Genomic DNA, 16243 nt, shown 5'->3' with positions numbered 1-16243 from the left:
ATGGCTTCATCATCTTTTTGGAATAAGAAAAAAGTATTTATTACGGGACATACTGGCTTTAAGGGCTCATGGCTCACCCTTTTCTTAACTTCTTTAGGTGCAGAGGTATTCGGCTATTCTTCTCATCCTCCATCCATTCCTAACCTTTTTGAACAAGGTAACGTAGCAAAAGAGTGTATGACAATTAATGGCGACATTACAGATTACGATTCTTTATTCCAGGCCCTGAAACAACATAACCCTGACATACTATTTCATTTAGCAGCCCAGCCAATCGTCACCACTTCATATAAAAATCCTATCGAAACATTTAAAACGAATGTTTTAGGCACTGTTCACGTATTAGAAGCGGCTAAACATATAGAAAGTATACGTGGCATCATTAATGTTACAAGTGATAAATGTTATGAAAATGACGGGAGCGGTAACCGGGCATTCGTGGAAAGCGACCGGCTAGGAGGTTTCGACCCTTATAGTGCTAGTAAGGCTTGTGCTGAACTAGTTGCAACATCCTATCAAAAATCATTCTTCCGCACTAACACACTTAAACTTGCCTCAGTAAGAGCAGGTAACGTCATCGGCGGTGGTGATTGGGCAAAAGACCGATTATTCCCGGATATCATTCGTGCATATTTACAAGATAATACATTAAATATTAGAAACAAAAGCGCTATTCGTCCGTGGCAACACGTATTAGACCCTTTACATGGCTATATTCTTTTAGCTGAGAAGCTATGGAAAGACGCCAAATTTGCAGCAGCGTGGAATTTCGGCCCGATAAATGAAGCGAACAGAACCGTTCATGATGTCATCCAATCTATAATAAAATTATGGAATAAACCACTAACAATCATTTCTCCTCATACAAATACCCCTTATGAATCACCTATTTTAACACTCGATAGTACTAAAGCAGTAAATAAACTCGGTTGGACTCCTAAGTTATCAACAGACCATTCTATCGCTTGGACTGTTGATTGGTACAAAAAATATGCATCCGGTGAAAATATGGAATCTGTCACGCGACAACAAATCGATGCATTCAAAAATTTATAAGGGGGCTTAAAAATGGAACAGAAAAAATGCCGTTTTTGCCACTCATTACTTACAAATACTTTTTTAGATTTAGGTGTTTCTCCTCTCGCTAACTCATTTGTAGCTCCAGAACATTCATATAAAATGGAACCATTTTATCCATTGCACACGTTTGTTTGTAACTCTTGTTTACTTGTACAATTAGATGAATTTGAATCTCCGCACAATATTTTCCATGACTATTTATACTTCAGTTCTTACTCATCAAGCTGGCTACTGCACGCTAAGCAATATGTAGAAATGGCGATTAAACGCTTCCACTTAACGAAACATTCAAGGGTGATTGAAATTGCGAGTAACGACGGGTACTTATTACAATACTTTCAAAAAGAAAATATCGAAACGTTAGGAATTGAACCAGCAAAAAATGTAGCAGAAAGCGCTATCCAAAAAGGAATTCCTACTCAAGTAGATTTTTTCAGCAACGACTTAGCAAAAAAATTACCGCAAGCAGATTTAATCGTCGCAAATAACGTATTAGCACATGTCCCGAACTTGCATGATTTTGTCGCCGGTTTAAAAACGTTATTAAAACAAGATGGCACAATAACAATTGAATTCCCGCACTTATTAAACCTCATATCCTTTAATCAGTTTGATACGATTTACCATGAGCACTTCTCCTATTTTTCACTTATAAGTCTTCAAAAAATTTTAGCTCATCATCATTTACAAATTGTCGATGTTGAAGAACTTTCAACGCATGGTGGTTCATTGCGGATTTTTATAAACCATCATAGTGACTCATTTACTATCCATTCCAATGTTACAAAATCAATCCAAAAAGAAGTAGTTCACGGGCTAGATACATTAGATTGCTATCTCCTTTTTTCTAAACGCATAGAACAATTGAAAATAAATATTTTAAAGTTTTTTATCGAAGCAAAAGCTTTAAACAAACAAATTATCGGTTACGGTGCTCCTGCTAAAGGAAACACCCTTTTAAATTATTGCGGGATAGGAAAAGAGTTTCTAGCTTATACAGTAGATAAAAACCCTCACAAACAAAACCTCCTTCTACCAGGAACCCGCATTCCAATACAATCTCCAGAAGAAATTAAACGTACAAAACCTGATTACATTCTCATACTTCCTTGGAATTTGAAAGATGAAATTATGAAAGAATGCTCTTTCATTCGTGAATGGGGCGGCAAATTTTTAGTAACAATACCAGAAGTTGAGGTAATTGAGCCATGAAAAAAATCCTTGTAACAGGCGGTAGTGGATGGATTGGTAAATATGTTGTACATTCTCTTATTCAAAAGGGCTATGAAGTGCACGCCACTTACAATACAAATAAGCCTTCTCACCTTTCTTGCCATTGGCATAAAGTAAACTTACTTTACGATGAAGAAATAAAAAAACTCATTTACGACATGAAACCTAGTCATCTCATCCATTTAGCTTGGGAAGCAGTACCACCAGCGTGTTATGTATCTATTAATAATTACTATTGGCTTACATCCAGTATCTCATTGATCCAACACTTCACAACATGCGGTGGAAAGCGAGTCGTCGTTGCAGGTACTGGCGCAGAATATGAATGGTTTAACGGCGTATTATTTGAAGATTCACCGCTTCTTTCCTATAAAACCCCGTATTCATTATGTAAAAACGCACTGCACTCCTGGCTACAAACGTACGCCGAGCAAACCGGTCTCAGCATGTGTTGGGGCCGCATTTTTCATATGTATGGCCCTCACGAACAAGGGAATCGGCTCGTTTCTAACATTATCACTTCCTTATTAAAAAATGAGGAAGCACTATGTACACATGGAAAACAATCAAGAGATTTCCTCCATGTGGGCGACGTCGCTAATGCTCTCGTAACAGTATTAAACCGCAACGTTACAGGCACAGTCAATATCGCTTCTGGTCAATCTATACAAATTAAAGAATTAGCTTCTATCATTGCTAAAAAGATAGGAAAAGAACATTTAATTAAACTAGGTGCAATCCCTTTCTCTAAAGATGAACCTTTATTCGTCGGGGTTAATGTAGAACGTTTAAAAACTGAAGTAAACTGGAAACCAACATACGATCTAAATACTGGAATCGAAGAAACAATTTTATGGTGGGAATCATTTATACAAAAGCATAACGATATGCATTACTAAAACGTAAATCCTTCGTTCCTCTCGCTAATTCCTTATACCATTCTTCTAGTTTTTCCGGCGTAATAATATGATGCGTACCCATTCCCCCATGCTTACTAGCTTCAGAAAGAGTCGGACCAATTTGTAACTTTCTCTTTCTCATCGCATCGTTCCACGGGCTAAACCCAAACCATAATATACAAGCAAGAGGCGGATAAACCATAGATTCATGCGCAGATAAATGTCTTCCAACCGTATAACTTCCGTGTTCATGATTATGAATAAATCTACCTCTTCTCCATAATGGCCAATCTTCTGGTAAATAACCGTGAAATCGCTGTTTCATTAAAGGTATTCCAAAGTTAAGGTCCGGATAATTGTAGTTAGGATCATCAACCATAATAAGCCCTTCTAGCCAATACATCCTCCCCTCCAATTCATTAAGTGATTTCCAAAACTGATTTTTATCTTGCACACAAAGAAACTCAGTCGTATTTAAAATCATTTTCCACCCTTCTACTTCTTGTTCTACCATCATCACTTCATGATCTGTCGCAAATGCATCAAACTCTGGATTTGCAGAATCTCGTACTTCCCAGTGTGGTGCGAATTTTTTACAAATCTCAACCGAACGATCTGTTGAGCCTTTATTAATTAAAATGCCATGATCAAAAAGTTTCGTATGATGAGCAAGCCACCACGGTAATAAATATTCTTCATTATAAAAATGAGAAATAACGGTTGTAGTTATAACAATCTCCTCCTTGTTCTCTATTAATCTACTTTTTCATCCTACTCTTACTATACTTATCAATTATGTAATTGGTTTCTTTTATTTAAAAAATATGTTTTTCTACCATATAGTATGCTTGCTTAGACAACCACCATTTCCATCTTCTAAAGAAACATCCCAATAAACTGAAAATTAAGTTATAATATCATTATAAAATATGAAGGAGGAATGCACGCATGTACTACAACACTTCATTCGAAAACGATCAACCTGTAGGCCGTCTATAAACTAAGACGGGCATTCATATAACACGTGCATTATGCCTCGTCTTAGGGAACTCATAATACCCTAAAAATAGACGGAGGTACTTTAACATGAAACAAACAATTTTAGGAGCTATATGTTTATCACTAGCAGCTAGTATATGGGGCGGTATGTATGTTGTTAGCAAATACGTACTCGACTTTATCCCACCACTGACACTCGTTTGGCTACGCTTTATCGTTGCTTTTGTTGTTTTATATGCAATTTTGAAAATAGCTGAGAAAAAGCAAAAGAAAAAAATAACCATACGCAAAAAAGATTGGCTATTATTCGCTTGGATTGGATTTATCGGATACTTCATTTCGATCACATGTCAATTTATCGGAACAAAATTATCTGATGCTCATACAGGCTCGTTAGTAACATCAGCCACCCCTGCATTTATGGTTATCTTTGCAGCGATCATTTTAAAAGAAAAGCTAACCGCTCGTAGACTGCTATCTACTATCATAGCGACAATTGGCGTCATTATCGTCATTGGATGGGATATTGAAATTGGCTCCTATTTTATCGGTACGATCATATTAGTCGGGGCCGCTATTACGTGGGCTTTACTATCCATTTATGTAAAGATTGCTTCAGTTCGATTTTCATCTTTAGTGATTACAACGTACGCCATATTCTTTTCACTCTTTTTCATTACACCTTTTATGATATGGGAACTACAATCAACCTCTATCGAAACAGTAAATACGTACGTAATATTAGGCGTAATTTACTTAGGTGTCGTCTCAACGGCAGGTGCCTTTTTCCTTTGGAATAAAGGATTAGAATTAATGGACGCTAGCATCGGCTCTTTATTTTTCTTCTTCCAACCTATCGTTGGATCGTTGCTTGGTTGGCTCTTATTAAATGAGACATTAAATAGTAACTTTTTTATTGGTGGTATCCTTATTATATGTAGTGTTTTCATTACTACTTTTGAAAAGAAATGAAAAACAGGCAGAGATTCTTAATCTCTGCCTGTTTTTATACACTCTTTACGCACTCCAATGCGATGGACGGGACAATAATTTCGGTAATTTCGTATATTTGTCCCCTCTCGCCGCATTAACTTGAACTTGCGTCAGAAAAATACTATTTGTAAAATCGGCCCCACGAATATCTGCATCCCGCAAATCTGCTCCGATGAGATCTGCTCCACGTAAGTCTGCGCCATTTAAGTTAGCAGCAATTAAGTATGCTCCTCTTAAATTCGCCCCTTGCAAATTTTTCTTTTTCAGATTTGCTCCCATAAGGTCTGCTCCGCGGTGAATGATTCGCTTCTTACGCGCAGCATTCATTTCCTTCCAAACTAGCTCACTCGTTTCTAAAAGTAAAACATTTACTTCTGCACGGTGTAACGGGATATTTACTTTCATTAACTCGTCCGCAGTTAAATTCGAAAGGCGCTCAGTCTCTTCAATTGCTTTATTTAGTTCTTTATGAATTGGCTGCGTCGCCTTTAATAGAATAGCCTCATTCAAATACCAAAGCATTTCATGAAGCTGATGCATAACTGGAAAAGCATCATACATTTCTCTTGCATGCTTAGCATCTTTCCGCCAATCAATCCCGTTAAATGTAACTTGAGAAATCTTCTGTCCAGCGCCGAAACATTCAAATACTGTACAACCTTTATAACCTTTTCCTCTAAGATCTTTATGTATGCTACATTTATAATCTGACTGTAAATTAGAACATGGCTTCCCACCATCTTTATTCACCGCAAAATCTACCGATGCTGCGAACGGTAACGCCACGCAACATAAACCGAAGCATTTTTCGCAGTTTGCTTTTAAATGATCGTTATGATTAGTCAAAATGTATACCCCCTGTTGTCTTTTGACTATTTCATAATATTCCAACTGCACAAAATAATCAATTTTAAAATAAATTGGCATCTTTCATTTCAAATCACAACTTTATCATTCGATTTCCTTTCAATTGAAAAAGACTAATTCTATCTAATGAATTATAATTAAATTATAAATTTTCAAACTAAAAGGAGACTTACTATGGCACTACAAATGAAAACAAACTGTCAAATTTGCGATCAATCGCTGGAGCAAGATTCTGAAGCTTACATTTGCGTGTATGAATGTACATTTTGTGCACCATGTACAGAAGAAAGACAAAACGTTTGCCCAAACTGCGGCGGCGAGTTAGTACGTAGACCGAAAAAGAAACAATAAAAAGCAAAGCGATATCGCTTTGCTTTTTTTAGACTTATGAAATTATATCAACGATTTTTCAAATATATCGAACACAACTTAAATATTTAAAAATTTAACACAAACAGGCTCTGGCACAACAACGTCAGATTGGATAAGCGTTAACTTACCTGTAGATTCACTTCTTGAAAATAACACAAGATTATGTGATTTTTCATTTGTAGCAACAAGAAACTTTTCAGTCGGGTCTAACACAAAGTCCCTCGGCCAATTTCCTTCTGTAGATGTATGTGCAACAAATGTAAGCTGGCCTGCATTTTGATCCACACTGAAAACAGCAATACTATTATGACCACGATTACCCGCATATACAAAACGGCCGTCAGAAGAAATATGAATCGCACTTCCTTGACTATTGTCATCAAATTCTTTCGGCACTGTAGCAATGTACTGTAATTCTGTAAAGGACCCTTCTTCTGGATTATATGATAACGTAATGACTTCCGAACTCAGTTCAGTCATCACATAAGCGTGCCTTCCGTTCGGGTGAAAAGTAATATGTCTCGGACCACTTCCTGGTTTTACAGACAAGCTATTTACTTCTTTTAACTTACTATCTTTTATTTCATACGTAATAATTTTATCTATCCCTAAATCAACGCCCACTACATATTTTTCATCAGGAGTATATCCCGCGTAATGTGCATGTGGTTTTTCTTGTCTTTCTTTATTCGGACCTGAACCTTCATGTGTAATAATAGATGTGGCAGCATTTACAGTTCCAGCTTCTTGATTAACTACGAAAGACTCTATCGTTCCTTTATGGTAATTCGCTGTAACTACCGTACCATTTTCACTATCCACACTAATATGACAAGGAGAAGCCCCTTCTACTACTTGTCTGTTTTGTTCCGTTAGCTCTCCAGTATGACTAATCGAATAAGCAGCTATACCACCAGATTCGCCTTCCTTAACAACAGAATAAAGATATTGATTATTTTTGCTAACCGTTACATATGTAGGGTTATCTAGCTTAGCCGCAAGCGTTACATTACTAACTTTTTGTGCTTCTGTATTTAATGTAAAAGTATATATCCCTTCACTATTTTCTTTCGTGTACGTTCCAACATATCCAATAAACTCTTTGTTATCCGTCATTTTCATAACCCTCTCCCTATATTTTTCATTCACCATACTTCTTAAAATATTTTATGTTGAAAGAGTATCCTAAAAAATCGGAGTACCTCTTTATAAGTTACCATATTTCCCTGCCAAATAGCCTCTAAACCCACTTTTTCTGAAAAGCCGCTATACTCTCATATTCTTCTTCCAGATGACGGGCCAGACGAATATAGATCGGTATTAATTCTTTATATTTCTCCACACTTTCCATGTTTGGCTCATGATAAAAATTGGCACCTACCATATGAGAAACTACATGTAATGTATCTATTTCACCTAAACTATATAACCCGAGGATTGCCGCTCCTAAGCAAGAGCTTTCGAAACTTTCAGGAACATATACGTCTTGATGAAAAATATCCGCCATCATCTGTCTCCAAAGTTCCGATTTTGCAAAGCCACCTGTCGCTTGAATTTTTTTCGGTTCACCAATTAGCTCTTTTAAAGCAAGAAGAACTGTATACAAGTTATAAATGATTCCCTCTAAAACAGCACGGATAAGATGCTCTTTCTTATGATGTAGCCCAAGCCCAAAGAAAGATCCACGCGCATTCGCATTCCATAAAGGAGCTCTTTCTCCTGCTAAATACGGATGAAATAATAAACCATCCGATCCAGGATTCACTTTCGCTGCTATTTCAGTAAGCAATTCATAAGGATCTTTTCCTAAGCGCTTCCCATCCTCAACTTCTAACGTACATAATTGGTCGCGAACCCACCTAAAAATCATGCCACCATTATTAACCGGTCCACCAATTACCCAAAGGTCCTCAGTTAACGCGTAACAAAAAGTCCTACCTTTCGGATCCGTTACAGGCTGATTTGTGACAACTCGTACTGCACCGCTCGTACCAATTGTAATAGCAACAACCCCAGGTTCTATTGCATTCACACCTAAATTCGATAGTACTCCATCACTCGCACCGACTATAAAAGGAGTAGTAACAAGTACATTCATCTCTCTTGCAAGTTCTTCATTTATCCCGATTAAACTATGCGTCGTTGGAACAACTGTAGATAGCTTTTCATTTGTAATTCCTGCAACACGAAGAACTTCTTCATCCCATTTTAAAGTTTTCAAATTGAACATTCCTGTTGCTGATGCAATAGAATAATCAATTACATACTCCTTAAATAACTTATAAAAAACATACTCTTTAATTGAGATGAATTTATAGCTTTTTGCAAATAACTCAGCATGTTCATTTTTAAGCCAAACTAATTTTGAAAGTGGTGACATAGGATGGATTGGTGTTCCAGTACGAAGGTAAATTTCATGACCATTCATATCATTTTTTATTTTTTCTGCCCAGCTTGCACTTCTATTATCTGCCCAAGTAATACATCTCGTTAACGGCTTCCCTGCTTCGTCTACAGCAATGACACTATGCATTGCCGAACTAAAAGAAACACAAAGAATATCAACTGGCTGCACATTACTTGATTGTATCGTTTCTTTAATCGTATGTATGACCGCTTGAAAAATCTCTTCTGGATCTTGTTCTGCTGTTTCTGGTTCGGGAGAATATAAAGGGTATTCAATCCCATGACTTGTAATAACTGATCCATCCACCGAAAACAAAACTGATTTTGTACTAGTTGTCCCAATATCTACACCAATCATATATTTCGAGTTCACTATGTAACCCCTTTCAAATTATTCCTATAACAAAAGAGCACCATGATGTATACAAAAAGACGCTCCCTTATGAGAGCTACGTTTTCATAAACTTCACTCTCATAAGGGGCTCCTTTTTATAACCATTGTGCTGTTTTGAAAATGCATGGTGTCTTTTCATATCGCTGCTTTCACGTAATAAGGTGCCAAACTCGGGATTTATTTTACAGGATGAAGTTACATAGAGATTGGTCCTCTCGTGAAAAAGCAATTTGTGAAAACTTTACTTCCTTATAACTTAGGCGCTTTCGCCCAATCCGCAGCAAACTTTTCAATACCTTGATCTGTTAGTGGATGCATAGCAAGTTGTTCAATGACTTTATAAGGAATTGTAGCAATATGTGCACCTGCCATCGCTACACGAGTGACATGGTCTGGGTGTCTGACAGAAGCCGCAATAATTTGTGTATCTAATTGATGCACATCGAATAATTCAGCAATTTTAGCAACTAATAGTACGCCATCTTCAGAAATATCATCTAAGCGACCTAAAAATGGAGAAACGTACGTTGCACCTGCTCGAGCAGCTAAAAGAGCTTGGTTCACAGTGAAAATAAGTGTAACGTTCGTTTTCACACCTTTTTCAGTAAGGTAGCGGCAAGCTTCTAATCCTGCTAGTGTCATCGGAAGTTTTATCGTGATGTTTTTATCGCCACCATTAATTTTAATCAGTTCTTCTGCTTGGGAGATCATTTCTTCAGCTGCTACAACATCTGGAGTTACTTCTGCCGAAACAGATTCAACGTTAGGTACTGCCTGACAAATTTCTGCAATACGGTCTTCAAACTTAATGCCTTCTTTCGCTACTAAAGACGGATTCGTTGTAACACCAGCTAAAACACCTAGTTTATATGCTTTTTTTATGTCCTCAAGATTTGCAGTATCAATAAAAAACTTCATGATTTATTCCCTCCATTTTTTAAACGTTAACGAGTTATACTTTTAAAATGTTTATTTCTTTTCTACTGCATGTCCGCCAAATTCATTGCGCAGAGCTGCTACAACTTTCCCTGTAAATGTATCATTGTCTAATGAGCGGTAGCGCATTAATAACGACATTGCGATAACAGGAGTTGCTGTTTGAAGGTCTAATGCTGTTTCTACTGTCCATTTTCCTTCACCAGAAGAATGCATAACGCCCTTAATTTCATCCAGTTTTGCATCTTTAGAAAATGCATTTTCTGTTAATTCCATTAACCAAGAGCGAATGACTGAACCGTTGTTCCATACTCTTGATACTTTTTCATAATCGTAGTCAAATTCACTTTTCTCTAGGATCTCAAATCCTTCACCAATAGCAGCCATCATACCGTATTCAATTCCGTTGTGAACCATTTTTAAGAAGTGACCACTACCAGCTTTTCCAGCATATAAGTATCCATTTTCTACAGCTGTATCACGGAAGATAGGTTCAACGATGTCCCAAGCTTCTTGATCTCCTCCGATCATGTAACAAGCACCATTACGAGCACCTTCCATTCCGCCAGAAGTTCCTGCATCCATAAAGTGAATACCATCTTTCTTTAATTGCTCATATCGGCGAATAGACTCTTTATAATGTGAATTACCAGCTTCAATTAAAATATCTCCTTTTGATAACAGCGGAGTAATCTCATTAATAACAGAATCAACAACAGCGTGCGGAACCATTACCCAAAGAATTCTTGGTGATTCCAATGATTGAACGAGTTCGCTTAAACTAGATACACCTGTAGCACCATACTCTTTCATTTCTTCCACCGCACTCGTATTTAAATCGAATGCCGCTACTTCATGTTTATGATCCATTAAATTCTTCCCTAAATTTAATCCCATTTTACCTAAACCAATTAATCCTACTCTCATAATATAATTCCTCCTTGAATTACCTTTCATCATAAATACATGTTAATAAAATGATGAATATCTTTTTTGCGTATTGCTTTACTTATAAGAATGTACTTATTTTTTCAATCCCTCATCTAACCACCATTTAAATTCACTTTCTTGTAATAGAGCTTGAGCAGCATCCGGACCATACGAGCCAGACTCATATTCATGAAGAGGTAACAAGTTTTCTTCGAATGCTTCAAGTATTGGCTGCACCCATTCCCATGACAATTCAACTTCTCTCCAGTGTGCAAAGAATGTAGCATCTCCACATACAGCATCATAAATGAGTCTTTCATAAGCTTCAGGTATTCCCACTCCTGTTTGCTCACAAGTAAAATGAATACGGATCGGTTCAAGCTCTCCATTGTTCAATGGATTTTTACTATTTAATTGGAGTGAAACATTTTCATTTGGGCTAATTTCAATGATTAACAAATTAGGCTCTGCATTTGGATTACTATCTTGATATTGCTGCTTTAATGTATTTTTAAATTCAATTACAATACGAGTAGACTTTTCTTTCATTCTTTTTCCTGTTCGTATATAAAAAGGAACATCAGTCCAAAATGGGTTATCAATCCATAAGCGAGCCGCAACATATGTATCTGTTTGAGAAGAAGGATTTACTCCTGGCTCCTCTCTATACGCTACAACTTCTTGTCCTTTTATCTCCCCTGAAGCATATTGTCCGCGAATAATATGGTTCTGAACGTCTTCTTTTTTCACTTTACGAAGAGTTTCCATTACCTTTCGTTTTTCCTCACGAATTTCACATGCATTTATCTTTTCCGGCAGATTCATAGCAGTCATCATTAATATTTGCAACATATGATTTTGAACCATATCGCGAATGGCTCCTGCATGATCATAATATGCTGCCCTTTCTTCTACCCCAACCGTTTCACTAGCTGTTATTTGTACATTCGCAATATGTTCTTTATTCCAAATCGATTGAAGAACAGGATTTGCAAATTCAAGTGCTTCAATGTTTTGAATCATCGGTTTACCTAAATAATGATCAATACGGTATATTTCGTCTTCTTCAAACGTTCGACTAAGCCTATCATTCAGCTCTCGGGCAGATGTAAGATCATGACCAAACGGTTTCTCAATCATCAGGCGCTTCCATCCATCCGTTCCATCGAGTCCACTTTCTTTAATATTTAAAGCAATGGTCTCAAAGAAGTCAGGAGTAACTGAAAGGTAGAACATTCTATTCCCTTGTATATTTTGTTCTTCTTCCCTTTCACGAACTACTTGTAATAACCTTTTATAATCTTCTGGCTTATTCACATCTAACGGACAATAACGAAAATACTCTAAAAAATCTTCTATTTTCGGAGTACCTTCTTCTCTGCGACGAGAAAAAGTTTCTATGGACTCTTTTATTCTTTTTTGAAAATCTAAATGAGATACTTCACGTCTTCCAAGCCCAATAACGGATATTGGCTTTGGAAGCTTTTGATCTCTATATAAGTTATATAGCGCGGGGTAAATTTTTCTTTTCGCTAAATCCCCTGTCGCTCCAAATAAAACAAAGGTCATCGATTCCAATTTCAGTCCTCCTCGTGATGTATAGTCATTGCCACTATAGTAAGAATGCATTGTACAGAAGCTACTATTATTGTTGATCCAATCTTACTTCTTAACTTCTAATTTTTTATAGTTGTCGCTTTCTAATTGTCCCCAATATTAATAGTGGCAATTCAAAGCATTTTTACCACATGCTACTTACCCACCTTCACTTATATAAAATAACTTAATTACTTTTAGTTATTTAGTTACTTTATATCTACAATATTAACTACATAGATTATAATCGTCAAGAAAAGTGTCTCGAATTAAAGATTTTTATTCCGTAACATCTTATTAGAAATATGTTCATGAACTGAATAATAAAAAGTCAAAACCGAACATATTCTTGTTCGGTTTTGACTTTTTATTATTGTTTCAAATGATTTTTAACTGCCCTTATAACTAATTCATGATCTTCTTCTGGTGGTAACCCTGAAACTGTTATCATTCCAATAACTCCTACATCTTTTATTTGCACAGGAACGCAACCACCAAACGCAGCATAATCCGACCTATCTAAAAGATATTTTTCATTATATGGAATGCCCGTTATTTCACTTTGTATTTGCATATAATACGAGCTATGATTGTGCAAAGAAACAACTCGTTTTTTACGCTCAATCCATTGCGTATTTTCCGCAGTCGTCCCTGTCATCTTGAAATGAAATAGTTGCACACCATTTTTCGCTATATCAACAGCAATCAATTTCCCTTCTTTCCTCGCTGTTTCAACGATAAATAAACCTATTTGCAAAGCATCTTCATTTGTAAAAGAGGCAAATTGAAGTTTTTCCTCCTCTATTAAAATTTGTTTACTAATTTCATTCAAATTTGAAGTACTCATATGTTTATCCCCCTTACTCACTTTATGCCACATTGCTATTTTTAAAATTATGCGCCCCTACCGTACTGACTTTCCATATAACCTAATAACGTAAAGCGTATTCTTTTCTTCTTGGTGCTATTATGAATTATATTTAACGCCTTAAAAATGTATGTCCTTTCGTACTAAACATTTCGTATAGAAGTTTTCTTCCGGATACTTCTTACAATCATAAAAAAACCAGTTGATTGGGCAACCGGTTCGCTAAAATTTTCATATAGGATATTCATTCAACCAAATGAATGCTAGTTCATAATCATCGAAAAATTTTATAGATTCTTTTGTATTGGATTGTTGTAAATAATTCAGTATCTCCCCTTCTTCAAGGAGAAAAGCAATTGCCTTACTGTGCTTCAAAATCGTTTCGTTGAAGAACTTATCTTTCCATGCTTTTTGAACTGAAAAATGATCTGGCGTGTACCCTTTTCTATCTACCAGCAATTTGTATTTCCGTCCCTCGGAAATGAATTGCTGACAAACTTGCTCGAAGCCATTAAACCATTCATAAACATCATCTGTTTTAATCTTACCTATAAGACGAGTAACAATTATATCTCCGGAAACCATTGTACTAATATTCAGTTTAATCAATCTAAAATCATCTCCCTTAGTTACAATTATGCGTGAATCCCTCATAAAATCAATAAGATCAAACTGTAACGCATTAAAAAGGGACAGACTCTCCAAACGGAGAAGTCTGTCCCAAAATCGTTCTATTTTATTTTACATTAAAACTAACAATCGTGAATTAGAATAATGACTTAATACTTGCTAAAACAGTAAGTACACCTACAATAATAACAAATACGTTACTCATTTTCCCTTTGTATTTAGCTAGTACTGGTACTTTATTGATTGCATACATCGGTAATAGACATAAGATAGCAGCAACTAATGGACCGCTTAGAGAATCAATAAGTCCAAGAATACTTGGATTTGTATAAGCAACAAACCAGCATGATAATACAACAAAAGTAAGAACGATTGTCTTAATTGTTTTTTCTTCAATAACTTTTCCACGTGATTTACCGAACTTAATAATCATGTCACGCATTACTTCAAATGCTCCGATATAATGGCCAAGGAAAGATTTTGTAATAGCCACAAAAGCAATGATTGGAGCTGCAATCGTGATTACAGGTGAATTAAGCTCATTAGCAAGATATGAAAGAATTGATAAGTTTTGCTCTTTTGCCATTTTTAAATCCTCTGGAGTCAAGCTTAATGTACTACTCCAAACGAAGAACATAACTACAGCGAATGTCATGATATAACAAACTTTTTGTATTTGCGCACATTTAGCATCAGTAGCTTCTATTCCATACGTAGCTCTCTGTTTCACAACAAATGATGAAATCATAGGTGAATGATTAAATGAGAATACGATGATTGGTAGAATCAACAGTATCGTTCCAAAATATCCTGTTCCTGTTGAAGCAGTAGAAACAGCTGAAAAGCTAAGCATTGACGTATTCCACTGTGGAATTAAAGATATTGCGATAAACAGTAGAGAAGCTATGAAAGGATACACTAACATACTCATGATCTTTACAGTAATATCTTGACCAAAATTCAGTATAGCGATAAGACCAAGAACTAATACAAGTGATAAAATAGCCCTTGGAGGTTCTGGCATGTGCAATTGATGCACGATAAAACTACTTGCAGTATTTGTAAGCGCAACCGAATACATTAGCACGATTGTATAAATTGAACCGAAATATACGATGTTAAAAATGATACTTGCTTTATTTCCGAAATACTCTCTAATTGTACCTGTGATCCCCTCATCAGCAGAATTAGAAGCGTATATCATTTTAGCAAGTGCCCTATGTGAGTAATACATAACTGGATATGCAAGCAATGTAATTAGTAGTAATGATAATAAACCACCTGAACCTGCATTAATCGGTAAAAAGAGCACCCCTGCTCCAATTGCAGTTCCAAATAGGCTCAATGCCCATGTAGTATCCTGCTTATGCCACTTTTTCGGATCTGCATATTGCTCATTTTCTAGTGCGATATTTTCAGCTTGAACTTCTATTTTCTTTGCAGTATTCCCGTTCATATAATAACTCCCCCTTGTATCCTATTCTTGCGTATCTCTTTATAGCTAACGAACATTTCCTTTTTTCGGAAAATAAATTCCTTACAAGTTGCCCCACATTGTATGTCCTTCATCATAATGAATCCAAATTGAAACATTCGCTAGTTAGCGTCCTAACATAAATGTTAGCGTTCACAAAAAAGTTTACTCGTACTATCCGCTCTTTATATAAAGACCGCTTAAGAGAACAATATTGAATAGACTTCATAAATACGTTGCAACATTTTTAATAACAGTGTGTTACTTTAATGGTTTCTCTTACTTACTTGTAACAGTAATTTTAGATAAACCGGCCTCTCTTCATTTATGAGGCATTTCTTTCTCAATTCTATACATCACTTTCATAACTTCGGCAGCATTTATGGTATTGATTACACAAGCCACTGAAGCGCCTTACATACATTTCGCCTCTAATCACACGCCTTTCTTTCTATTAATCGCATTTTTTATATTTTCTCCAGAGATCATAAAATTTCTCTCGACGCCCTCATTATAACGTGTATATTTATAAAATTAATATTTTTATATTTTCAGAAATATTTAAC

Annotated in this window: 15 protein-coding genes; 5 read left to right on the top strand and 10 right to left on the bottom strand. The window is 36.1% G+C overall.

The annotated features are described in order from the left end of the window. From rfbG to QEP67_RS10680, 3 genes are read left to right on the top strand one after another with little or no spacing between them, the layout of a single operon-like run. Positions 1 to 1056: a CDP-glucose 4,6-dehydratase gene (rfbG, locus tag QEP67_RS10690; RefSeq protein ID WP_000168670.1), complete on the top strand. Its 1056-nt coding sequence runs from the start codon at positions 1 to 3 to the stop codon at positions 1054 to 1056. 12 nt (positions 1057 to 1068) lie between these two features. Then, complete coding sequence (locus QEP67_RS10685) at positions 1069 to 2292, top strand: class I SAM-dependent methyltransferase (protein WP_000435762.1); 1224 nt, start codon at positions 1069 to 1071, stop codon at positions 2290 to 2292. After that, entirely contained in the window at positions 2289 to 3212 is a 924-nt protein-coding gene (locus QEP67_RS10680) for an NAD-dependent epimerase/dehydratase family protein (RefSeq protein WP_000723111.1), read from the top strand. Before QEP67_RS10685 ends, QEP67_RS10680 begins: the two co-directional genes overlap by 4 nt. On the opposite strand, the gene QEP67_RS10675 is transcribed toward QEP67_RS10680, so the two are convergent. After that, the gene (locus tag QEP67_RS10675) at positions 3181 to 3966 is read right to left on the bottom strand and encodes a glycosyltransferase family 2 protein (RefSeq protein WP_033658726.1); all 786 of its coding nucleotides are present in this window, start codon (positions 3964 to 3966) and stop codon (positions 3181 to 3183) included. The two genes, QEP67_RS10680 and QEP67_RS10675, sit on opposite strands and share 32 nt — an antisense overlap. A gap of 332 nt (positions 3967 to 4298) precedes the next feature. Here QEP67_RS10675 and QEP67_RS10670 point away from each other — a divergent pair, with 332 nt between their 5' ends. Next, positions 4299 to 5183, top strand: a complete 885-nt coding sequence (locus tag QEP67_RS10670) for a DMT family transporter (protein WP_000814750.1) — start codon at positions 4299 to 4301, stop codon at positions 5181 to 5183. Positions 5184 to 5228: 45 nt separating this feature from the next. On the opposite strand, the gene QEP67_RS10665 is transcribed toward QEP67_RS10670, so the two are convergent. Further along, a complete protein-coding gene (locus tag QEP67_RS10665) occupies positions 5229 to 6050 on the bottom strand; it encodes a pentapeptide repeat-containing protein (RefSeq protein ID WP_000181447.1) in 822 nt (273 codons plus the stop codon). A gap of 195 nt (positions 6051 to 6245) precedes the next feature. Between QEP67_RS10665 and QEP67_RS10660 the strand changes: the two genes are divergently transcribed. Continuing rightward, positions 6246 to 6422: a DUF1272 domain-containing protein gene (locus QEP67_RS10660; protein ID WP_001207875.1), complete on the top strand. Its 177-nt coding sequence runs from the start codon at positions 6246 to 6248 to the stop codon at positions 6420 to 6422. A 78-nt stretch (positions 6423 to 6500) separates the two neighbouring features. Here QEP67_RS10660 and QEP67_RS10655 read toward each other — a convergent pair whose 3' ends face one another. From QEP67_RS10655 to QEP67_RS10620, 8 genes are all read right to left on the bottom strand, one after another. Next, positions 6501 to 7559, bottom strand: coding sequence for a lactonase family protein (locus tag QEP67_RS10655; protein WP_048566297.1), 1059 nt, complete (start codon positions 7557 to 7559; stop codon positions 6501 to 6503). Between the two features lie 124 nt (positions 7560 to 7683). Next, a complete protein-coding gene (gene gntK, locus QEP67_RS10650) occupies positions 7684 to 9225 on the bottom strand; it encodes a gluconokinase (RefSeq protein ID WP_353706625.1) in 1542 nt (513 codons plus the stop codon). A gap of 267 nt (positions 9226 to 9492) precedes the next feature. Beyond that, the gene (gene fsa, locus QEP67_RS10645) at positions 9493 to 10161 is read right to left on the bottom strand and encodes a fructose-6-phosphate aldolase (RefSeq protein WP_000667685.1); all 669 of its coding nucleotides are present in this window, start codon (positions 10159 to 10161) and stop codon (positions 9493 to 9495) included. Positions 10162 to 10212: 51 nt separating this feature from the next. After that, entirely contained in the window at positions 10213 to 11106 is an 894-nt protein-coding gene (gene gnd / locus QEP67_RS10640) for a phosphogluconate dehydrogenase (NAD(+)-dependent, decarboxylating) (RefSeq protein WP_001263673.1), read from the bottom strand. Positions 11107 to 11202: 96 nt separating this feature from the next. Beyond that, complete coding sequence (zwf, locus tag QEP67_RS10635) at positions 11203 to 12687, bottom strand: glucose-6-phosphate dehydrogenase (RefSeq protein ID WP_000445323.1); 1485 nt, start codon at positions 12685 to 12687, stop codon at positions 11203 to 11205. Between the two features lie 388 nt (positions 12688 to 13075). Beyond that, entirely contained in the window at positions 13076 to 13552 is a 477-nt protein-coding gene (locus QEP67_RS10630) for a heme-degrading domain-containing protein (protein WP_064470931.1), read from the bottom strand. Between the two features lie 252 nt (positions 13553 to 13804). Beyond that, entirely contained in the window at positions 13805 to 14227 is a 423-nt protein-coding gene (locus QEP67_RS10625) for an STAS/SEC14 domain-containing protein (protein WP_353706624.1), read from the bottom strand. 112 nt (positions 14228 to 14339) lie between these two features. Continuing rightward, the gene (locus QEP67_RS10620; protein WP_001014152.1) at positions 14340 to 15659 is read right to left on the bottom strand and encodes an aromatic amino acid transport family protein; all 1320 of its coding nucleotides are present in this window, start codon (positions 15657 to 15659) and stop codon (positions 14340 to 14342) included. Positions 15660 to 16243 lie beyond the last annotated feature (584 nt).

This window comes from Bacillus cereus group sp. MS39 (genome assembly GCF_040448665.1).
Lineage (GTDB): Bacteria > Bacillota > Bacilli > Bacillales > Bacillaceae_G > Bacillus_A > Bacillus_A wiedmannii.
This window is presented reverse-complemented; position numbering and strand designations above follow the sequence as displayed.